The organism is Pseudomonas sp. ES3-33, from assembly GCF_000952175.1.
GTDB lineage: Bacteria > Pseudomonadota > Gammaproteobacteria > Pseudomonadales > Pseudomonadaceae > Aquipseudomonas > Aquipseudomonas gregormendelii.
On record NZ_JZRI01000149.1, the window covers coordinates 129,614 to 150,449 of the forward strand.

Here is a 20,836-nt window from a genome sequence, read left to right on the forward strand (position 1 = left end):
ATCAGACAGGATGATCGGATCGAGCCGACATACACGCTGGCCCCGATATGGATAATGCCAAATGATATTTACCAAGGAACCAGCCGGTCCATTTTCCTTGAGCAAAATGTAACCAGCATTTGCTACCCGCTGGCTGCACCGGGATAATGCGCGCCACCTGGCGCTTGACGCCGCGCCATGCTTGTCGCTGGTTCCGTGACTCACCGCGTCAAAAAAGCCCTCAGGGCGGGATGAATGTCTGTGATCAATTTCAACATCGCCCAATGGCGCGCATGGGCCCCTGGGCTCGAAAGCGTGGACGATTGGCAGGCCTGGAGTCGCCAACCGGTGGTCCTGCAGGCCAGCGATGCAGCCCCGGACGTCTCATTTCTGCCCGCCATGCAGCGACGCCGGCTCAGCCGCCTGGCGCGAATGGCCTTCAGTGTCGGCTGGCCGCTGGCCGATGGTCGCAAAGACCTGCCGCTGGTCTTTGTTTCCCGCCATGGTGAAACACCGCGCACGTTCGACATCCTTAGCGACCTGGCCGCCGATCAACCGCTGTCACCGACCCAGTTCAGCCTGTCCGTGCACAACGCGATCATTGGGCTGTGGTCGATCATGCGCGCAGAGACCAGCGAGATGACCGCCCTGGCTGCTGCCGGCGACGGGCTTGAACACGGCATGCTGGAAGCCGTGGCGTTGATCGGCGAAGGCGCGCCGGCCGTGTTGCTGGTGATCACCGAAGAACAGCCGCCGCAGGCCTACTCGCGGTGGATCGACGACGTGCCGTTCCCTTATGCATTGGGCCTTCTGATCACACCCGGCAACGATTGGCAGCTGTCCCTGAACAGTGCTACGGATACAGTGTCAAAAGCTCACTGGCCCCATGCCCTGAATCTCTTGCATACCCTGTTCGGCCAGCAGACTACCTGCCAACATGCCTGGAAAAATCGTGTATGGACCTGGCAACGCAACCTTTGAGCGAAAAGAGCCGCGACGCCTATTACTGGCGACTGCTGGCGACCGCCGCAAGCTTCGCCCTGTTCGGGCTGGGCGGGCTGTGCCTGCGTCTGGTGATTTTCCCCGTGCTCAATTGCCTGCCCGGGGATCCGCAGACCCACCGAATGCGTGCGCGGCGAACCGTGAGTCGGTGCTTCTGGTTTTTTGTGCGGTTCATGGCTCGGGCCGGCGTGTTGACCTACGATATCCAGGGCGCGGAAAAACTCGGCAGGCCGGGGCAAATGATTATTGCCAACCACCCGTCGCTGATCGATGTGGTGTTCCTGATTGGCCTGGTGCGCCACACCAACTGCGTGGTCAAACAAGGCCTGTGGGAAAACCCTTTCACTCGCGGCCCGCTGCGCAGCACCGAATACATCAGCAACGACGGCAGCATGGATATGCTAGACGCCGCCGCCGACGCGTTGAAAAGCGGCCAGACGCTGATCATCTTCCCCGAAGGCACCCGCACCCAGCCTGGCCAATCGCCGGCCTTTCATCGGGGCGCCGCTTCCATTGCCCTGCGCGGTGCGAAAATCCTCACCCCGGTCACCATCAAGGTCAATCCCAGCACCTTGACCAAAGCCGAACCCTGGTATCGCATCCCCAAACGCCGCGTGCACTTCAGTTTCCATGTCGGGGCCGACATAGACCCACAGGCCTTCGCCGCCTGCGGCCCTGCACCGCAAGCCTCGCGCAAGCTCAACGATTATTTGCATTCCTACTACATCAAGGAGCTCGCCGAAGATGAGCGATCTACACCGTGAAATCAAACAACTGATCATCGACGCCCTGGGCCTTGAAGACATCAGTGCGCAAGAGATCGGCGACGACCAGACCCTGTTCGGCGAGGGCCTGGGCCTGGATTCGGTCGATGCACTGGAGCTCGGCCTGGCCATCCAGAAAAAATACGGCATCAAGATCGACGCCGACGCCAAAGACACACGCAATCATTTCAGCAATGTGGCGAGCCTTGCGGCGTTCGTTACTGCAAAACAGGCAGCTTGAGACCGGACCATGCAAACTCGTGACGACATTTTCAACACCCTGCGCGATGCCTTGGTCGAACTCTTCGAACTGGACCCTGAACGCGTGAAGCTCGAATCCAATCTTTATCAGGATCTGGAGATCGACAGTATTGACGCCGTGGACCTGATCGATCACATCAAACGTCAGACCGGCAAGAAAATCGCCGCCGAGGAGTTCAAAACGGTACGTACCGTCAGTGACGTGGTCGAAGCGGTCTACCGCCTGGTTCAACCGGCCGCATGAGGCGACTGATCGGCCTCGGCCTGCTGCTGGCGGGCCTGCTGTACCCCTTCGCGGTGTATTTCGGCATGGAACACTTTGCCCCTTGGCAGTTTGGCCTGCTGTTGGGAAGCCTCTGGCTGGGGCGAGCGCTGCTCGGCCCGCGCAAACCCGGCAGCTTGTGGATGGCCGTGACCGCGATCATTTTTTGCCTGCTGCTGGCATTGTTCGACAGCCCATTGTTGTTGCGCTGGTATCCGGTGCTCATCAGCGGGTTCATGCTCGGTTTGTTTGGCCTGAGCCTGAAATACGGTCCGCCTGTAGTCGAGCGCCTGGCACGGTTGCGTGAGCCGCAACTGCCGCCCCGGGCCATTGTTTATACCCGCCAGGTGACGATCGCCTGGAGTGTGTTTTTTCTCTGTAACGGCTTGCTGGCGACAGCCCTGACCCTTTGGGCGCCGCTGAGCTGGTGGATGTTGTACACCGGCCTGATCTCCTATGGATTGATGGGCCTGATGTTTGCCATTGAATGGCTGATACGACAACGGGTACGAGGCCACCCATGAACTGGATAAAACTTGAGCAACTGCTGCTCAAGGCTCAACCGGAGCGCGCCGTGACGGCCGGGCCGGTGCTGACCCACGCCCAGCTGTGCGAACGCGCACTGCGCCTGGCTGCCGGCCTCGAAAGCCAGGGCATACGGCGCGTTGCCGTGCACCTGGAAGACGCCGCCGACCTGGCCGTCGCCCTGCTTGGCGCCTGGCGCGCCGGCGCCAGCGTGCTACTTCCGGCCGACCTGCAACCCGTTACCCGGCAACGCTGGTCCGCGGAAGTCGACCTGTGGTTGACCGACCTGGCCGACGACGCACATCTGGAGGATTACCGGGGCGCGCCCCTGGGCGCAGTCGGGCTCGACCTGGACCAATGCCAACTCAGCCTGTGCACGTCAGGCTCCAGTGGCGAGCCCAAGCGCATCGACAAAACCCTGGGCCAGCTGGCCAATGAAGTGCAGGCCCTGGAGGCCCTGTGGGGTGCCGACCTTGGCCAGGCCTGCATCATCGGCAGCGTCGCCACCCAGCACATCTATGGGTTGCTTTTCCGAGTGCTGTGGCCGCTGTGCGCCGGTCGGCCGTTCGTGCGCAAACAGCTGGCGTTTCCCGAAGATCTGCAGCGCGCCAGCCGCGAGTGCCCGACATTCGCCTGGGTCGCCAGCCCGGCGCTGCTCAAGCGCATGGGCGACAACCTTGACTGGCCCGCCCTGAGTGCAGTTCGCCGGGTTTTTTCTTCTGGTGGCGCCTTGCCGGCCGAAGCGGCGCGAAGCCTGCACCAGCGCCTGCAACAATGGCCGACGGAAATCCTCGGCAGCTCGGAAACCGGCGGTATTGCCTGGCGCCAGGCCGATGAGCCCTGGCAGCCATTTGCCGACGTTGAACTGGCGCTGGACAGTGACGGTGCGTTGCTTGTCAGCTCTCCGTACATGCCCCCAGGCCATGTTGAACATACCGCCGATGCCGCGCAAATTGCCGCCGACGGCCGTTTTGAGCTACAGGGGCGGCTGGACCGAATCGTCAAACTGGAAGAAAAACGTATCTCGCTTCCAATGCTCGAACAGGCGTTGAGCACCCATGAGTGGGTGGCTGAAGCACGCATGGGTGTGGTGCAGGAAAACCGCGCGTCGCTGGGCGCGCTGCTGGTCTTGAGCGAGTCAGGCTTGCACGCGTTGCGCAATCAGGGCCGGCGCGCCGTTACCGAGGAGCTGCGCCAGCACCTGGGCCAGCACTGCGAAACCCTGGCTTTGCCGCGACGCTGGCGTTTTCTGCGACAACTGCCGTTCAACAGCCAGGGCAAGCTTGCGCAAGCGGATGTCGAGGGGTTATTGCTGGCTGCTCGGCCGAAATTGCCGGAAGTACTGCAACAGATCGAAAACGATGGCGAGTGGAGCCTGCAATTGGCGGTGCCACCGGACCTGGCGTTCTTCAGCGGCCATTTCCCCAAGGCGCCGGTGTTGCCCGGTGTGGTGCAGGTCGATTGGGCCCTCGCCCTGGGCCAACGATTGATCAACCTGCCGGAAAAATTCGCCGGTATGGAAGTCCTGAAATTCCAGCAATTGGTGCGCCCGGGGGATCAGGTCCAGTTGCACCTGCGTTTTGATCCGGTGCGCGGCAAGCTGTATTTCGCTTATCGCAATGAAACCGCGACCTGTTCCAGTGGGCGGATTCTGCTGGAGGCGGCGAGCGATGCTTGATTCTGGCAAGTGCTGCGCACTCAATCGCCCAGGGGGATGTGCTCATGCATAACCCTTGCGCCGTCATCCCGGTCTACAACCACGAAACCGCGATTACCACCGTGGTCGAGGCGGTACTTGGCAGCGGTCTTCCCTGCATCCTGGTGGACGATGCCAGCGCCCCGTCCTGTGCAAAAGTGCTCGATCACCTGGCGCTGCGCGAAAAGGTATTCCTGATTCGCCTCGCCGCCAACCAGGGCAAGGGCGGTGCGGTCATGACCGGTCTGCGCGAAGCCGCGCGCCTGGGGTTCACTCACGCATTGCAGGTGGATGCCGACGGCCAGCACGACCTGCAGGACATCGGCACCTTCATCGAGCAGTCTCGCGCCCACCCCGAAGCGATTATCTGCGGGTACCCGCAATACGACGCAAGCGTCCCCAAGGGCCGCCTGTATGCCCGCTACCTGACCCACGTGATGGTCTGGATCAACACACTGTCGCTGCAGATTCGCGACTCGATGTGCGGCTTTCGCGTGTATCCGTTGCCGCCCGTACTGGCCTTGATCGACTCGGCGAAAATCGGCAAGCGCATGGATTTCGACTCGGACATCCTGGTGCGCCTGGCCTGGCGCAATCAACCGATGCTGTGGCGGCCTACACGGGTTCATTATCCGCTGGATGGCGTTTCACACTTTCGCCTGCTCCACGACAACGTACTGATATCGAGCATGCACACGCGGCTGTTTTTCGGCATGTTGTTGCGCGCGCCGGCGATGCTCTGGCAGCGGTGGCGCACATGAGCAGCAACTCCAACAAGGCGCACTGGGCCGACCGTGAGGAGCGCGGCAGTTTCTGGCTGATGAAGCTCACGGCATTCGGTGCCCGGGTGCTGGGTCGGCGCCTGTTGAGCCCACTGTTGTATGGCATCGTCCTGTACTTTTTCCTCTTTGGTCGAAGCGCTCGCCGCAGCGCCTGGCAATACCAGCAACGGCTTGCCGACTGGAGCGGGCGCAGCGAATTGCGCCCGACCCACTGGCGCGTCTTCGGCCAATTCATGGCATTTGCCGACTCGATGCTCGACAAACTCGACGTCTGGAACGGCAAGCTGAGCATCGAGCAGATCGAAATCATCGACCCCGCCCTGCTGCGCGGTCAATTGCGTGGCTCCCGCGGCCAGATGCTGGTGGGTGCGCACCTGGGCAATCTCGAGGTGTGCCGCGCCTTGGCGGAGATCGGCGAAAAGGTCACCATGAACGTGCTGGTGCACACCAAGCATGCCGAGCAGTTCAACCGACTGCTGGGCGAAGCCGGCGCGACCAACTTGCGCCTGATTCAGGTGAGCGAGCTTGACCCGGTGATTATGCTGCAACTGCACGAGCGCCTGGAACGTGGCGAGTGGCTGGCAATTGCCGGCGATCGTGTCCCACTGCATGGCGGGCGTAGCGTCACGGTGGACTTTCTCGGCCATCAGGCCGCATTTCCCCAGGGCCCATGGCTGCTGGCTGGCCTGCTCAAATGCCCGGTAAACCTGTTGTTGTGCCTGAAGAAGCCAACGGGCGATTATCGACTGACACTCGAGCCGTTCACCGATGCCGTGACCTGGAAACGCAGCGAGCGCGAACAGGTCATTCATCAGTGGGCGAGCCGCTACGCCGAACGCTTGGGTCACTATTGCCTCGAAGCACCACAACAATGGTTCAACTTTTACCCTTTCTGGAAGACCGATGACGACGCCAACGCTTGAGCCGGTAACCTTCGGCGAACTCCCCCTGCGTATTGAAGATGTACGGGCCCTGGCCAACCGCCAGGTGCCTGTGCAGTTGCAAGGCGACGCCCTGTTTCGCCAGCGCATCGCCAAAGGCCCGCAGTTCCTGGATTCGCTGCTGGACAAGGAAGGGGTGATTTACGGCGTGACTACCGGCTATGGCGACTCCTGCGTAGTCGCGGTGCCGCTGCATCACGTCGAGGCGCTGCCTCGTCACCTGTACACATTCCACGGTTGCGGCCTGGGCAAGTTACTCGACGCCCAGGCGACCCGCGCCGTGCTCGCTGCACGCCTGCAGTCGCTGTGCCAGGGTGTGTCGGGGGTTCGCGTGGAACTGCTGGAGCGCCTCCAGGCCTTCCTTGCACACGACATCCTGCCGCTGATACCGGAGGAAGGCTCGGTGGGCGCCAGCGGCGACCTGACCCCGTTGTCGTATGTCGCCGCGACGTTGTCCGGCGAGCGCGAAGTCATGTTTGGTGGCGAACGCCGGCCAGCGGCCGACGTCCATCGCGAACTGGGCTGGGAACCCCTGGTGCTCAGGCCCAAGGAAGCCCTGGCATTGATGAACGGTACCGCCGTCATGACGGGCCTCGCCTGCCTGGCCTACGCGCGAGCCGATTACCTGCTGCAACTGGCCACCCGCATCACCGCAATGAACGTGGTGGCGCTGCAAGGCAATCCGGAACACTTCGACGAGCGCCTGTTCGCCGCGAAACCCCATCCGGGGCAGACGCAGGTCGCTGCATGGCTGCGCAAGGACCTGGCTATCGACGCTCCCACCGCACCGCTGCATCGCCTGCAGGATCGCTATTCCCTGCGGTGTGCGCCCCACGTGCTCGGCGTATTGGCCGATAGCCTGAACTGGTTGCGCTCGTTCATCGAAATAGAACTCAACAGCGCCAACGACAATCCGATCATCGACGCTGAAGCCGAGCGGGTACTGCACGGCGGTCATTTCTACGGCGGCCACATCGCCTTTGCGATGGATAGCCTGAAGACCCTGGTTGCCAACGTCGCCGACCTGCTCGATCGTCAGCTCGCACTGTTGGTCGACGAGCGCTACAACCATGGCTTGCCGAGCAATCTGTCGGGTGCCACGGCTGATCGGGCGATGCTCAATCACGGCTTCAAGGCGGTGCAGATCGGTACGAGCGCGTGGACTGCGGAAGCCCTGAAGAACACCATGCCGGCCAGCGTCTTTTCCCGCTCCACCGAGTGCCACAATCAGGACAAGGTGAGCATGGGCACCATCGCTGCACGGGATGCGATTCGCGTGCTGGAGCTGACCGAACAAGTGGCTGCCGCGACGCTGCTGGCCGCCAACCAGGGCGTCTGGTTACGCAGTAAAGCCGAGGACGCGCGTACATTGCCGCCGGCACTTGCCGCCATGCACGCGCAGCTGGCTGAAGATTTCCCGCCGGTCATCGAGGACCGGGCCCTGGAGAGCGAGTTGCGCCTGTGCCTGCAGCGTATCGCCGAACAACACTGGAGGCTGCATGCGTAGCAAGGGTGTGCTTCACATCGATACGCAAATCCTCGTGCCGTTCTTCGACGTCGACACCATGCACGTCGTCTGGCACGGCCATTACATCAAATACCTGGAAGTCGCCCGCTGTGCGTTGCTGGACCGAATCGGCCACAACTACAGCGCCATGGTCGAGTCGGGCTACGCCTGGCCGGTGATCGACCTGCAGCTGCGGTATGTACGTGGCGCGGTGTTCGGTCAGAAGCTCAACGTCCGGGCGAACCTGGTGGAATGGGAGAACCGGTTGAAGATCAACTACCTGATCACCGACCTGGAAACCGGCGAACGCCTGACCCGCGCTGTATCCGTGCAGGTCGCCGTCGATATGAGCAATCGCGAAATGCAACTGGCTTCACCCAAGATCTTTACCGATGCAGTGGAAAAGGTGCTCGAATGAACTGGCGGACAACCTGCTGCAAATTTCTGGTGGCAGGCGTCATGCTGCTGGGTACTTCACTGGCCCAGGCTTTTGATCTGCAGCAGCTCAGCGATCAACTGGGCAAACCTGACGTGATCCACGGCAGTTTCATCCAGGAAAAACACCTGCGCGCCCTGCCCCAGCCGCTGACCAGCAAGGGCACATTCGTCCTGGCGAAAAACCACGGCCTGCTCTGGCTGCTCAGAACACCGCTGCAGCAGGATTATCGGATCACCGCCAAGGGCATCGCCCGGCGCGAAGGTAACGGCTGGCAAATGCTGCCGGGCAAAAGCGCCGGAGCCGAGCAGAACCGTTTGTTCCTCGCGGTGCTGCAAGGTGACAGCAGCGGGCTGCAACGAGACTTCGACCTGTCGCTCAGTGGCGATGCACAGGACTGGAAGTTGACCCTGATCCCGCGTTCGCTGCTGTTAAAGCAGGTGTTCAACCAGATCAACATTGCCGGGGCCGAGTTGGTGCACAGTATCGAACTGCTTGAAACCCAGGGCGACAGCACCCTTTTACGCATGCAGGACAGTACCGCCGCGCAACCGTTGAGCGACTCGGAGCAACATGACTTTGCCGAGTGAACGCAGGCTCCCGCAGATTTTCCTGATCCTGCTACTGGTGGTACTGGCGCTGGCCGGTTGGCAATGGCGTAACGGCCCACCGCTGTCGGCCAACCTGATGGAGCTGGTACCAGGCACGGCACCGGATGCACTGGAGTCACGCGCCGAGCAGCGCATGCAGGAACCGTTGAACCGCGAGATGCTGGTGCTGGTCGGCCACGCTGATCGCCAACAGGCCGTGGCCATGGCGCAGCAACTCGGCGAGCAATGGCAAGCCAGCGGCCTGTTCGAAAAGGTCCAGTGGAACCTGCAAGCCGACTTGCCGGCGCTGCGCACCCAGCTGCTGGAGGGTCGCCTGGCGATGCTCTCGGTCGAAGATCGCCAGGAGTTGATCGAGCACCCCGAAGCGTTCATCCAGCAGCGCGTGCAAGGCCTCTTCGACCCCTTCACCGGTTTCAGTCTGGTACCCAGCCAGGAAGACTGGCTAGGGTTAACCGGACGCATCCAGAACAGCCAGCCCCAACACGGCGCCGTACAACTGGACATCGGCAGCGGTGCGCTGGTGGCTGATACTGACGGAATAAGCTGGGTGCTGCTGCGCGCGCGCACCACCGGCAATGCATTCGACATGAAGCTGCCCCTGCAGGTCGCCGAACTGCTCCAAAGCAGCCGTGCCGAAGCCGCCCAGGCCAAGGTACAACTGTTGGCGGCCAGCGGCCTGCTCTATGCCGCAAACGGCCAGCAGCAAGCCACCCGCGAAATGACCTGGGTCGGCGGCGGCGCCACGATCGGCATTCTATTATTGCTACTGCTGGCCTTCCGGCGCTGGCGCGTCTTGCTCGCCTTTGTCCCGGTGCTGGTGGGCATGCTCTTCGGTGCGGTGGCCTGCGTCGCCCTGTTCGGCCATATGCATGTGATGACGCTGGTGCTCGGTTCGAGCCTGATCGGCGTGGCGGTCGACTACCCGCTGCATTACCTGTCCAAAAGCTGGAGCCTGAAACCCTGGCGCAGCTGGCCAGCCCTGCGCCTGACCTTGCCCGGCCTGACGCTGAGCCTGATCACCAGTTGCATCGGTTACCTCGCCCTGGCCTGGACTCCGTTTCCAGCGCTGACCCAGATCGCGGTGTTCTCCGCAGCGGGTCTGATCGGCGCCTACTTGTGCGCGGTATGCCTGCTACCGGCATTGCTGAAGGGTGTGCAATTGCGCCCTGCTCAATGGCCGTTAAGGGTTTGCGAAAGCCTGCTGCTGTGCCGCGAAGCACTGCTCAAGCGGGCCAGCACCCCGGTATTGCTGGCAGTGCTGGTCGCCTTCTGCGTCGCCGGCCTGCTGCAGCTCGACAGCAAGAACGATATTCGCCAATGGGTCGGCGCGCCCCAGCAGCTGACGGACGAAGCCCAGACCATTGCCCGGATCACCGGCTATCAGCCCACCAGCCAGTTCTTCCTGGTGCGCGCGGCCGATCAGCAGCAATTGCTCGAACGCCAGAACGCGCTGAGCGAGCGACTCGATCAACTGGTCAACCTGGAGAAACTCCAGGGTTACCTGTCCCTCAATCAACTGGTCAGCCCGCCCAGCGAACAGGTACAGGTTCGCGAAGCGCTGAACAAACTGGCGCAACACTGGCAGCCGTTGCTTGATCTCGGCGTGCCGGTGGCAGCACTGCAAGCCGAACTCGAGAGCTTGCGCGCGTTGCCGATCCAGGATGTCGACACGGCGCTACGCGGCCCGCTGGCAGAGCCCTATCGTGCCCTGTGGCTGGGTTCGACCGATGACGGAGGCGTAGCGGCGATGGTCAGCCTGCAAGGCTTGAATAACCCCGCGCTGCTGCAGGTTCAGGCCCTGGACCTGCCGGGTGTGGAGCTGGTCGATCGCCTGGGTGAATTGAACAGCGTCTTCGCCGCGACCCAGATCAACGCCGCCGAGTTGAAACTGGCCTCCTGCGTGCTGATCGTGCTGGTGCTGATCCTGCCGTTCGGCCTTGGCGGCGCCTTGCGCATTGTCACTCTGCCGCTGCTGGCCGCGCTGTGCAGCCTGGCCGGTCTGGGCTGGCTGGGGCAGCCGCTGACATTGTTCAGCCTGTTTGGCCTGCTATTGGTCACCGCCATCAGCGTCGACTACGCGATCCTCATGCGCGAGCAGGTCGGGGGGGCGGCAGTGAGCCTGCTGGGCACCTTGCTGGCGGCGCTGACCACTTGGCTGTCATTCGGTCTGCTGGCCGTGTCGAGCACGCCTGCGGTGAGCAACTTCGGCCTGTCCGTGAGCCTGGGGCTGGTGTTCAGTTTCATGCTGGCGCCGTGGGCTGGCCGCCAGAGTCATGCGGTTGAAACGGCGGAGTCGGTGGCATGATGATCGCCCTGTTCTGGATTCTGGCCCTGAGTCTGTTTGCCCTGGCGACCTACGTCGGGCGCCGCTTTGGCCTGATCCCTATTGTCAGCCAGTTGCTGCTGGCCACCATCGGTTTGCCGCTGTTGATGTACTTCTGGATCGAGCCCGGCTGGCAATTGAGTGGCGCCCAGCTTGTCTCGCCGGCCTGGCTGAAAAACCTCTACAGCCTGAGTTTTGCCCTGTTACTGGGGCATATCCTCAGTGACGTCATCGACCTGCGTCTGGACCGCCAGAGCCTGAAAATTGCCCTGCCGAGTTTCTGCATTCCCTTCGCTTGCGGACTGGCTACTGCGGTATGGCTGTTGCCCGCGCAGCCCTGGATCAGCTCGCTGGCAGTCGGCCTGCTGTTCGCCATCACCGCAATTCCCGTGTTGTACCTGTACTTGCGACACATCAACTACCCGAGCGCTGCGACGCGACGCCTGGTGCAGACCGCCATCCTGATCGACCTCACGTGCTGGACCCTGTTCGCCATCGCCCAGGGCAGCCTGCACTTGAGCGGTCTGCTGCTGCCATTGGCAGGAGCCTGCCTGCCGTTACTGCTGAGCCTGCTCGGCATGCGCCAACCGTTGTTGCACAGCGGCTGTTTCTTCGCGCTGCTGGTGGTTGCCGAACACTTCAAGCTCAATGCACTGATTCTCGGCATCGGCTACCTGCTGTGCATGGCGGCCTTGAAAGTGCCATTAGTCCTGCCGCTGCCGGCGGCCTGGATGAGTCGGTTGCAGACGAACATCGCGATCCCGCTCATTCTCACGTTCGGCATCGTGCAAATCGACGTCCATAGCGCCATGGCCAGCCTTGGCTGGGGGCAGCTGGCAGCGTTGCTGGTGTTGCCGATAGCCAGCAAATTGCTGGGCAACTGGCTGGGCCTGGGCTGGGCCGGTGCTTCGTTTGAAGGCGCCAGTCGCTGGCGGGAAAGTGTTCTGCTGAATATTCGCGGTTTGAGCGAGATCGTCTTTCTCAACCTGCTGCTGCAACAACATCTCATCAGCCCGGCGCTGTATTTTGCGCTGATGCTGATGGGACTGATCGCGACATTGCTGCCGGCACTGGTCGGCATGCACCGAATCCCCATGAACATCGCCGCCCCGGCAAGGACCCCCCATGCCAACAGTTGAAACGGAACGTCGCCAGGTGGTTGTCATCGGCGCAGGCCCTTCGGGTGCCATCGCCGGCGCTTTGCTCAAACGCAAAGGGCATGATGTGCTGATGATCGAGCGTCAGCATTTCCCGAGGTTTTCCATTGGTGAAAGCCTGCTGTCCCACTGCCTCGACTTCGTCGAGGAAGCGGGCATGCTCGATGCAGTAAACGCCGCCGGTTTCCAACTGAAAACCGGGGCGGCCTTCGCCTGGGGCGAGCAGTACAGCGCGTTCGACTTTGGCGACACCTTCAGCAACGGCAAACCGACCACCTTCCAGGTGCTGCGCGCCGATTTCGACAAGCTGCTGGCGGACCAGGCAGCGCTGCAAGGCGTCGAAATCCGCTACGGTGAAACCATCGTCAGCGTGGTGGCCGACCCGGCAAAACCTCAGCTCGGCGTGCTGCGCGAAGATGGCAGCGAGTACCGCATAGAAGCCCAATTCATACTCGATGCCAGCGGCTACGGGCGGGTCCTGCCGCGCCTGCTCGACCTCGAAGCGCCGTCGAACTTTCCGGTGCGCCAGGCCGTGTTCACCCATGTCGAAGACCATATCGACAATCCGGCCTTCGATCGCAGCAAAATCCTCGTCACCACCCATCCAACCCAGCGCGATATCTGGTTCTGGACCATCCCGTTCAGCAATGGCCGGTGCTCTGTGGGCGTGGTCGCGGCGGCGGAACATTTCGCGGGGCGCGCAGACAATCTGGACGACTGCCTGCGTGGTTTTATCGCCGAAACCCCAAGCCTGTCGGCCGTGCTCGACAACGCAGTCTGGGACACCCCCGCGCGCACCATCGGTGGTTATTCGGCCAACGTCAAATCCCTGCACGGGCCCGGCTTCGCGCTGCTGGGTAACGCTGCCGAATTCCTGGACCCGGTGTTTTCCTCCGGCGTGACCATTGCCATGCGCTCGGCGAGCATGGCCGCTGCGGTACTGCATCGCCAACTGCAGGGTGAAAATGTCGACTGGGAAAGCGACTTTGCCGTCCCGCTCAAGCGTGGCGTCGATACGTTTCGCTGCTACGTGGAAGGCTGGTACGCCGGAACCTTCCAGGACGTGATCTACCATCCGGGCAGTTCACCGGACATTCGCCGCATGATCAGCGCGATCCTCGCCGGTTATGCCTGGGACGAACGCAACCCGTTCGTGGCCGAACCCAAACGCCGGCTGCGGATGCTCTCGGAACTGTGCGCAAGGGACGCCACATGAGTTTCCTGAGCGACAATTACGTCGAGGAAACCCGCTTCGGTTTCTGGTTCCTGCGCAGCCACACCTGGCAGCACCACGTGTTGCGGGTGGCGATCAATGACCTGCGCAGCCTGTTCAGCGAACCACCACCCGCTCATCCCGTGCTGCTCGATGCCGGTTGTGGCCAGGGCAAGTCGTTCCAGCTGTTGCACCAGACCTTTGCACCGCAACGCCTTACAGGCCTGGATGCCGACCCTCACAGTCTCGAACTCAGCCGTGAAGAAGCCGCTCGCCAGTGCATCGAAGTGGAACTGATCGGCAGTGACTGCGCGAGCATTCAACTGCCGGACGCCAGTGTCGACCTGTTGTTCTGTCACCAGACGTTCCATCACCTGGTGGAGCAGGACCTGGCCCTGGCCGAGTTCTATCGAGTATTGAAACCTGGTGGGTATCTGCTGTTCGCCGAATCCACCGAGGCTTACATTGATACCTGGGTGATTCGCTGGTTGTTTCGCCATCCCATGCATGTGCAAAAAAGTGCCGCCGGTTATCTGCAGATGATTCGCCAACAGGGTTTCGAGTTCGGCCCGCAGAACGTGTCCTACCCATACCTGTGGTGGAGTCGCGCCAGGGATTTTGGCCTACTGGAGCGCCTGGGCCTGCAACGGCCAAAAGCCGCTGGTGAGCGGGAAGAAACCCTGGTCAATGTGGTGGCGCGCAAACCGCTTGAAGGTGCCGTTTGATGAGTATTTTCAACGCCGCGCAATCCTGCAGGAGTGAGCCTGCTCGCGATAGCGAGGGGTCAGGCAACTGGATTGTTGATTACTTCGCCGCCATCGCGAGCAGGCTCGTTCCCGCATTTTTGCTGCTCGGTACAGTGCTGCTGAGCGCCTGCACCAGCCGCGCGCCGCTGCCCGAGCAAACGCCTGACCTGCCGCTGCCCATGCAACTGCATATCCAGCGCCTGCAAGCCGACCAGCGCCTGGACTGGGTACTGGTGATCCAGCGCGAAGGGCCGGGCATTCGCTGGTCGCTGATGGACCTGCTGGGCATTCCCCAAGCCCGGCAGAAACTGGTCGACGGCGCATGGCACGCCGACGGCCTGCTGCCACCCAATGCCGAAGCGCGGGAACTGTTCGCCGCGTTGCTGTTTGCGCTGACCCCCAGGGATCAATTGCAAGGCAACTATCCGACCGCCTGGCAACACGGTACGCAACGGTCATTGCCCGAGCGTTGGGACGTGCGCTACAGGCAATCGCAAAACTTCGATCTGACCCTACCCAAAGGTCCGAAATACCAGGTCACGCCCCTGAGCGGGGACACGCCATGACGGCCTATTTAAACGCCCTGGGGGTGATTTGCGCCCTGGGCCGGGGCAAGGAGGAGGTCAGCCGCAACCTGTTTGCCGGCGACTGCTCCGGAATGCGCGACGAAGCCGGCTGGATTGTCGATCGTACGGTGCCGGTGGCGGCTGTGCGCGGCGACCTCGTGGCCATCCCTGTCGAACTGTCGGAGCAAGCCAGCCGCAACAATCAGCTGCTGCTGGAAGCCGCCCTGCAGATTCGCGAGGACATTGACCAGGCGATTGCGACCTACGGCCGCCATCGCATTGGCGTGGTCCTGGGCACCAGCACTTCAGGCATAGACGAAGCCAGCCGCGGCCTGGCCCATTACATTCGCGAGGAGGTGTTTCCCGCTGACTACAACTACCAGCAACAGGAACTCGGGGCGCCGGCGAATTTCCTCGCCGACTGGCTGCAAACCAGCGGTCCGGCCTATGTCATCTCTACCGCGTGCACCTCAAGTGCCCGGGCGCTGATGAGCGCCCAGCGCCTGTTGAACATGGGGTTGTGCGATGCGGTGCTGTGCGGCGGAGTCGACAGCCTGTGCAAACTGACCCTCAACGGTTTCTCGGCGCTGGAGGCCGTGTCCGGTCAGCGCTGCAACCCGTTTTCAGTCAATCGCAACGGCATCAACATCGGCGAAGCGGCCGTACTGTTCCTGATGACCAGACAGCCCGGCGGCAGCCCGTCGATTGCGCTGCTGGGCAGCGGTGCGAGTTCCGATGCACACCATATTTCCGCGCCGGAACCGGCTGGCCGCGGCGCCCTGCAGGCCATGCGCAAGGCCCTGGATCGTGCGAATCTGCAACCGTCCCAGATTGCCTACCTGAACCTGCACGGCACGGCCACACAACATAATGATTCGATGGAAAGCCTGGCGGTGACAACCCTGTTCCCGGATGGGGTGCCCTGCTCGTCGACCAAACCGCTGACCGGCCACACCCTCGGCGCAGCGGGCGCCCTGGAAGCTGCGTTCTGCTGGCTGAGCCTGTGCAAGGACAATCTGCAGCACGCCATGGCGCCGCATGTCTGGGATGGTCAACCCGACCCTGACCTGCCACCTCTGAACTGGGTGACCAGGACGGATCGCCTGTCGTCCATTGCACCGCGCTACCTGATGAGCAATTCCTTCGCTTTCGGTGGCAATAACGTCAGCCTGATAATAGGAGACGCACCATGATCGACTGGCCGCTCGCCGAACTGCTGCCGCACGCTGGCGACATGATCCTGATCGAACAGATCCTGTCGTTCGATGATGAGCAGATCCACACCCGCCTGGAGGTCAGGCCTGAAGGCCTGTTCAGCCGCCCCGACGGCAGCTTGCCGGCCTGGGTCGGCATCGAGCTGATGGCCCAGAGCGTCGCCGCCTATGCCGGCTGTCACGCCCGCCAGCGCGGCGACGCGGTCGCGCTGGGTTTCCTGCTCGGCACCCGCAAGTTCGAATGCAATGTGGAACACTTCCCGGTCGGCACCGAGCTGACCATACACGGGCTGCGCTCACTGGAAGATGAGAACGGCATGGGTGTATTCGAATGTCATATCAATGCCCCCGGCATCCACGCCACCGCTCGTCTGAACGTGTTCCGCCCGCCTCAGGCCGCGCAATATCTTGATGAATCAAAGGAGTCCAGTCATGACTGAATCCATACTGGTCACCGGTTCCAGCCGTGGTATCGGGCGCGCCATTGCCCTGCGTCTGGCCCAGGCCGGCCATGACATCGTGCTGCATTGCCGCAGTGGCCTGGCGGAAGCTGGCGCGGTCAAGAAAGAGGTCGAAGCCTTGGGGCGAAAAGCCCGCATACTGCAATTCGATGTGTCCGACCGCGCCAGCTGCAGGGTCATCCTTGAAGCGGACGTAGAAACCCACGGTGCCTATTACGGCGTGGTGCTCAACGCCGGACTGACCCGCGACGGTGCTTTTCCGGCGCTGAGCGAGGATGATTGGGATGTGGTGATGCGTACCAACCTGGACGGTTTCTACAATGTGCTGCACCCGGTGATGATGCCAATGATCCGCCGCCGTGCGGCCGGGCGCATTGTGTGCATTACCTCGGTATCGGGACTGATCGGCAACCGTGGCCAGGTCAACTACAGCGCTTCCAAGGCGGGTTTGATCGGCGCGGCGAAAGCCCTGGCGATCGAGCTGGGCAAACGCAAGATCACCGTCAACTGTGTCGCACCCGGCCTGATCGACACGGCGATGCTCGATGAAAACGTGCCGGTGGAAGAACTGATGAAGATGATCCCCGCACAGCGCATGGGCACCCCAGAAGAGGTGGCCGGCGCGGTGAATTTCCTGATGTCGGCGGAAGCGTCGTACATCACCCGCCAGGTTCTGGCCGTCAATGGAGGCCTGTGCTGATGAAGCGCGTCGTCGTCACCGGCATGGCCGGTATCACCTCATTGGGCAGCAACTGGGAAACCATAGCCGGCAACTTCGCGGCCAACCGCAGCGGCATCCGCCGGATGGACGAGTGGGACCGTTTCACCGAGCTCAACACTCGCCTGGCCGGGCCCATTGATGACTTCAAGGTGCCCGCCCACTGGACCCGCAAGCAACTGCGCAGCATGGGCCGGGTATCGCGCCTGGCGGTAGGTGCCGCGGAGCAGGCTCTGGCCGATGCCGGGTTGCTGGGCGATGCATCGATCAAGGACGGACGCATGGGCGTGGCGTGCGGCTCGTCCACTGGCAGCACCGACGAAATCAAAGCGTTCGGCAATATGCTGCTCAACTCGGTGGCCGAGGGGCTCAACGCCAATTCCTACGTGCGCATGATGCCGCACACCACGGCGGCGAACATCAGCATCTTCTTCGGCCTCACAGGACGCCTGATCCCCACGTCCAGCGCCTGCACCAGCGGCAGCCAGGGCATTGGCTACGCCTACGAATCGATCAAGTTCGGCCGCCTGCCGCTGATGCTTGCCGGCGGTGCCGAAGAGCTGTGCCCCACCGAAGCCATGGTCTTCGACGCGCTCTACGCCACCAGCCTGAAAAACGACGCCCCGCAGACCACGCCGCGCCCTTACGACAAGGGCCGCGACGGCCTGGTGATTGGTGAAGGCAGCGGCATGCTGGTGCTCGAAGAACTGGAACACGCACTGGCCCGCGGCGCGCGCATTCACGCCGAACTGGTCGGCTTTGGCAGCAACGCAGACGGTCAGCACACCACCCGTCCGGAGCAGGTCACCATGCGCCGGGCCATGGAACTGGCGTTGGAAGACGCGGGCCTGCAGCCTTCCAACATCGGCTACGTGAACGGCCACGGCACTGCCACGGAACAAGGCGACATCGCCGAGACCCTGGCGACCAGCGCGCTGTTTGGCGAGCACATGCCTATCAGTTCGCAGAAGAGTTTCCTTGGCCACACCCTCGGCGCCTGTGGCGCACTGGAGTCGTGGTTCAGCATCGAAATGATGAACAGCGACCTGTATGCCCACACCTTCAATCTGGACGACATCGACCCGCACTGCGGCAAGCTCGATTACCTGCGCGGCGAATTTCGGCAGATGAGTAATCAGTATGTGATGAACAATAATTTTGCGTTTGGCGGGGTGAATACTTCGCTGATTTTTCGGCGCTGGTCTTGAAACACATAAAGATCAAAAAATCGCAGCCTTCGGCAGCTCCTACGGGGTGAACACGAGCCAAAGCAGTCACGCTTGCAGCGGCTCGACCTTCCTCGTCAACAACTCCACAAACGCCCGCGCCATCGGCGATTTCTGGTCCTTGCGCTGCACCAGCCACACCGCCGACACCGCCGCCGGATCGAGCAAGGGCCGGTACACGACTCCGTCAATCCGCATCCGCTGATAAGACGCCGGCAGCACCGAAACGCCCAACCCTGCGGCCACCAACCCGATAATGGTCATCGCCTCGCCGGCCTCCTGGGCGAAGTGCGGACTGAAACCGGAGTCGCGGGCCAAGTTCAGCAGTTGCGCGTAAAGGCCGCTGCCATAGCTGCGCGGGAAAAACACGAAAGGTTCGAGGGCCAAGGCTGACAGGAACAACCCCTCCTCGCTGCCGTTCACCAGCGGATGTTTGGAGCTGAGTACCGCCACCAGCGGTTCACTCATCAGCTCGACCACGCTGAGGGAATCCGGCAGCCCCAGCGGGCGCATGATGCCGACTTCAATCGACTCATCAACCAGCGCATCGGCCACCTGGGTACTGCTCATTTCCCGAAGGTTCAAATGCACCGCCGGGAAGCGCTGGCGGAACGCGAAAATCGCCTGGGGGATGGTCGAGTTGAATGGCGCCGATGAGGTAAAGCCGATTTTCAGCTCCCCCAGTTCGCCCAGTTGCGCCCGACGGGCAACGTCGGCGGCTTTGTCGACCTGCGCCAGCACCAGCCGCGCCTCCTGCAGAAACAGCCGGCCCGCCTCGCTAAGCTCGACCCGACGATTGGTACGCTCAAACAACCGCGCCCCTACCTCTTGCTCCAGTGCCTGAATCTGCTGGCTCAAGGGCGGTTGCGAGATGCCCAGCACCTGTGCGGCGCGGCCGAAGTGCAGTTCTTCAGCGACGGCAATGAAGTAACGAAGGTGACGCAATTCCATGAAAACCTCATTAGGTCGCAAAAGCTCTTAAACAGGTCGAATAATATATTGGATTGAATCATTAGGCAGCTATATGCTTTTTTCATTGCCTGACCGGCTGCCCGCTCCCGAGGTCCGAAGTGAAAACTGTTGTTGCGCCACTCGCCCATGAAGTCCCACCTTGCGCAGTGGATGATGTCGCTGCCGAGCTCAAGGAGATTTACATCGAGAAAGGCACGCCGATGTTCATTCGCACAGTGCTGGCGTTGTTCTGCGGTGGCTTTGCGACGTTCGCCCTGCTGTATTGCGTGCAGCCGATGATGCCGCTGCTGTCCCATGAATATTCGATCAATGCAGCCCAGAGCAGCCTGATTCTCTCGGTGGCCACTGGCATGCTCGCCATCGGCCTGCTGATCACCGGGCCCATTTCCGATCGGGTCGGACGCAAGCCGGTGATGGTCGCCGCGCTATTGGCAGCGGCGCTGTGCACCATCGCCAGCTCGATGATGCCAAGCTGGCACGGCGTGTTGCTGATGCGCGCGCTGATCGGCTTGTCATTGAGTGGCCTGGCCGCGGTGGCCATGACTTATCTGAGCGAAGAGATCCACCCGCAGCACATCGGACTCGCCATGGGGCTGTACATCGGCGGCAATGCGATTGGCGGGATGAGCGGACGCCTGATCACCGGGGTGTTGATCGACTTCGTCAGCTGGCATACCGCAATGCTGGTCATCGGGGGCCTGGCGCTGATTGCAGCGGCAGTGTTCTGGAAAATACTTCCGGAATCACGCAACTTCCGTCCACGTTCGCTGCACCCACGCAGCCTGGTCGACGGTTTCACCATGCATTTTCGTGACGCCGGTTTGCCGCTGCTGTTTCTTGAAGCCTTTGTGCTGATGGGGGCCTTTGTCACCTTGTTCAACTACATCGGCTATCGGCTGCTGGCCGAGCCGTACCACATGGAACAAGCCTTCGTCGGGCTGCTGTCGGTGGTGTATCTGTCGGGGATCTACAGTTCGGCAAAAATAGGTTCGCTGGCCGACAAACTGGGGCGCCGCAAAGTGCTCTGGTCGACCATCGTATTGATGATCGGCGGCCTCGCCCTGACGATGTTCACGTCACTGCCGGTGGTGATCATCGGTATGCTGATTTTCACCTTCGGCTTCTTCGGCGCGCATTCGGTAGCGAGCAGCTGGATTGGCCGACGCGCAACCAGGGCCAAGGGCCAGGCGTCGTCGCTGTACCTGTTCAGCTATTACGCCGGGTCGAGCATTGCCGGGACGGCGGGCGGTGTGTTCTGGCACCTGGGTGGCTGGAACGGGATCGGGTTGTTCGTGGGTACCTTGCTGGTGATTGCGCTGCTGGTGGCATTGAAGTTGGCGAAATTGCCGCCGCTGGGTGGTGTTAAAGCTTAAAAGCAGAAGATCGCAGCCTTCGGCAGCTCCTACAGTATGGGAGCTGCCGCAGGCTGCGATCTTTTGATCGTGTTCCAAACAAAAACGCCCGGCACGAGCCG

At 61.9% G+C, this 20,836-nt stretch carries 22 protein-coding genes; 21 read left to right on the plus strand and 1 reads right to left on the minus strand.

All coding sequences use genetic code 11. From position 1 onward, the window contains the following. Nucleotides 1-234: 234 nt before the first annotated feature. Genes UB23_RS24915 through UB23_RS25010 form a run of 20 tightly spaced genes read left to right on the plus strand, consistent with a single transcriptional unit; the run spans nucleotide 235 to nucleotide 18,372 of the window. Nucleotides 235-960 carry a beta-ketoacyl synthase chain length factor gene (locus tag UB23_RS24915; protein ID WP_045061910.1) on the plus strand — a complete coding sequence of 242 codons (726 nt, stop codon included), beginning with the start codon at nucleotides 235-237 and terminating at the stop codon, nucleotides 958-960. Next, nucleotides 936-1,745, plus strand: coding sequence for a lysophospholipid acyltransferase family protein (locus UB23_RS24920; RefSeq protein WP_045061911.1), 810 nt, complete (start codon nucleotides 936-938; stop codon nucleotides 1,743-1,745). The genes UB23_RS24915 and UB23_RS24920 overlap by 25 nt, the downstream gene beginning before the upstream one ends. Beyond that, the gene (locus tag UB23_RS24925) at nucleotides 1,726-1,986 is read left to right on the plus strand and encodes a phosphopantetheine-binding protein (protein ID WP_045061912.1); all 261 of its coding nucleotides are present in this window, start codon (nucleotides 1,726-1,728) and stop codon (nucleotides 1,984-1,986) included. The genes UB23_RS24920 and UB23_RS24925 overlap by 20 nt, the downstream gene beginning before the upstream one ends. Nucleotides 1,987-1,995: 9 nt before the next feature. Next, entirely contained in the window at nucleotides 1,996-2,250 is a 255-nt protein-coding gene (locus UB23_RS24930; RefSeq protein ID WP_045061913.1) for an acyl carrier protein, read from the plus strand. Next, nucleotides 2,247-2,792: a membrane protein gene (locus UB23_RS24935; RefSeq protein WP_045061914.1), complete on the plus strand. Its 546-nt coding sequence runs from the start codon at nucleotides 2,247-2,249 to the stop codon at nucleotides 2,790-2,792. Before UB23_RS24930 ends, UB23_RS24935 begins: the two co-directional genes overlap by 4 nt. Continuing rightward, nucleotides 2,789-4,471 (plus strand): acyl-CoA synthetase family protein, encoded by a 1,683-nt coding sequence (locus UB23_RS24940; protein WP_045061915.1) that lies wholly within the window; start codon nucleotides 2,789-2,791, stop codon nucleotides 4,469-4,471. The genes UB23_RS24935 and UB23_RS24940 overlap by 4 nt, the downstream gene beginning before the upstream one ends. A gap of 44 nt (nucleotides 4,472-4,515) precedes the next feature. Next, the gene (locus tag UB23_RS24945) at nucleotides 4,516-5,250 is read left to right on the plus strand and encodes a glycosyltransferase family 2 protein (protein ID WP_045061916.1); all 735 of its coding nucleotides are present in this window, start codon (nucleotides 4,516-4,518) and stop codon (nucleotides 5,248-5,250) included. Then, complete coding sequence (locus UB23_RS24950) at nucleotides 5,247-6,194, plus strand: LpxL/LpxP family acyltransferase (protein WP_045061917.1); 948 nt, start codon at nucleotides 5,247-5,249, stop codon at nucleotides 6,192-6,194. Before UB23_RS24945 ends, UB23_RS24950 begins: the two co-directional genes overlap by 4 nt. Then, a complete protein-coding gene (locus tag UB23_RS24955; RefSeq protein ID WP_045061918.1) occupies nucleotides 6,175-7,719 on the plus strand; it encodes an HAL/PAL/TAL family ammonia-lyase in 1,545 nt (514 codons plus the stop codon). The genes UB23_RS24950 and UB23_RS24955 overlap by 20 nt, the downstream gene beginning before the upstream one ends. Continuing rightward, nucleotides 7,712-8,137 carry an acyl-CoA thioesterase gene (locus UB23_RS24960; RefSeq protein ID WP_045061919.1) on the plus strand — a complete coding sequence of 142 codons (426 nt, stop codon included), beginning with the start codon at nucleotides 7,712-7,714 and terminating at the stop codon, nucleotides 8,135-8,137. The genes UB23_RS24955 and UB23_RS24960 overlap by 8 nt, the downstream gene beginning before the upstream one ends. Next, entirely contained in the window at nucleotides 8,134-8,745 is a 612-nt protein-coding gene (locus UB23_RS24965; protein WP_045061920.1) for an outer membrane lipoprotein carrier protein LolA, read from the plus strand. The genes UB23_RS24960 and UB23_RS24965 overlap by 4 nt, the downstream gene beginning before the upstream one ends. Further along, nucleotides 8,729-11,071, plus strand: a complete 2,343-nt coding sequence (locus tag UB23_RS24970; protein ID WP_045061921.1) for an MMPL family transporter — start codon at nucleotides 8,729-8,731, stop codon at nucleotides 11,069-11,071. Before UB23_RS24965 ends, UB23_RS24970 begins: the two co-directional genes overlap by 17 nt. Next, complete coding sequence (locus UB23_RS24975) at nucleotides 11,068-12,228, plus strand: sodium:proton antiporter (protein WP_045061922.1); 1,161 nt, start codon at nucleotides 11,068-11,070, stop codon at nucleotides 12,226-12,228. Before UB23_RS24970 ends, UB23_RS24975 begins: the two co-directional genes overlap by 4 nt. Beyond that, a complete protein-coding gene (locus tag UB23_RS24980; protein ID WP_045061923.1) occupies nucleotides 12,215-13,462 on the plus strand; it encodes an NAD(P)/FAD-dependent oxidoreductase in 1,248 nt (415 codons plus the stop codon). The genes UB23_RS24975 and UB23_RS24980 overlap by 14 nt, the downstream gene beginning before the upstream one ends. Continuing rightward, nucleotides 13,459-14,184 carry a class I SAM-dependent methyltransferase gene (locus tag UB23_RS24985; RefSeq protein WP_045061924.1) on the plus strand — a complete coding sequence of 242 codons (726 nt, stop codon included), beginning with the start codon at nucleotides 13,459-13,461 and terminating at the stop codon, nucleotides 14,182-14,184. The genes UB23_RS24980 and UB23_RS24985 overlap by 4 nt, the downstream gene beginning before the upstream one ends. After that, nucleotides 14,184-14,771 (plus strand): hypothetical protein, encoded by a 588-nt coding sequence (locus tag UB23_RS24990; RefSeq protein WP_082069244.1) that lies wholly within the window; start codon nucleotides 14,184-14,186, stop codon nucleotides 14,769-14,771. The genes UB23_RS24985 and UB23_RS24990 overlap by 1 nt, the downstream gene beginning before the upstream one ends. Then, nucleotides 14,768-15,964: a beta-ketoacyl-[acyl-carrier-protein] synthase family protein gene (locus tag UB23_RS24995; RefSeq protein ID WP_045061925.1), complete on the plus strand. Its 1,197-nt coding sequence runs from the start codon at nucleotides 14,768-14,770 to the stop codon at nucleotides 15,962-15,964. Before UB23_RS24990 ends, UB23_RS24995 begins: the two co-directional genes overlap by 4 nt. Further along, nucleotides 15,961-16,425 carry a hotdog family protein gene (locus UB23_RS25000; protein ID WP_045061926.1) on the plus strand — a complete coding sequence of 155 codons (465 nt, stop codon included), beginning with the start codon at nucleotides 15,961-15,963 and terminating at the stop codon, nucleotides 16,423-16,425. The genes UB23_RS24995 and UB23_RS25000 overlap by 4 nt, the downstream gene beginning before the upstream one ends. Continuing rightward, on the plus strand, nucleotides 16,418-17,146 hold the full coding sequence (fabG, locus tag UB23_RS25005) for a 3-oxoacyl-ACP reductase FabG (RefSeq protein ID WP_045061927.1): 729 nt from the start codon (nucleotides 16,418-16,420) through the stop codon (nucleotides 17,144-17,146). Before UB23_RS25000 ends, fabG begins: the two co-directional genes overlap by 8 nt. Continuing rightward, entirely contained in the window at nucleotides 17,146-18,372 is a 1,227-nt protein-coding gene (locus UB23_RS25010; RefSeq protein ID WP_045061928.1) for a beta-ketoacyl-ACP synthase, read from the plus strand. Before fabG ends, UB23_RS25010 begins: the two co-directional genes overlap by 1 nt. Before the next feature lie 66 nt (nucleotides 18,373-18,438). On the opposite strand, the gene UB23_RS25015 is transcribed toward UB23_RS25010, so the two are convergent. Continuing rightward, nucleotides 18,439-19,341 (minus strand): LysR family transcriptional regulator, encoded by a 903-nt coding sequence (locus UB23_RS25015; protein WP_045061929.1) that lies wholly within the window; start codon nucleotides 19,339-19,341, stop codon nucleotides 18,439-18,441. A 119-nt stretch (nucleotides 19,342-19,460) separates the two neighbouring features. Between UB23_RS25015 and UB23_RS25020 the strand changes: the two genes are divergently transcribed. Further along, nucleotides 19,461-20,735, plus strand: a complete 1,275-nt coding sequence (locus UB23_RS25020) for an MFS transporter (RefSeq protein WP_045061930.1) — start codon at nucleotides 19,461-19,463, stop codon at nucleotides 20,733-20,735. Nucleotides 20,736-20,836: the final 101 nt, after the last annotated feature.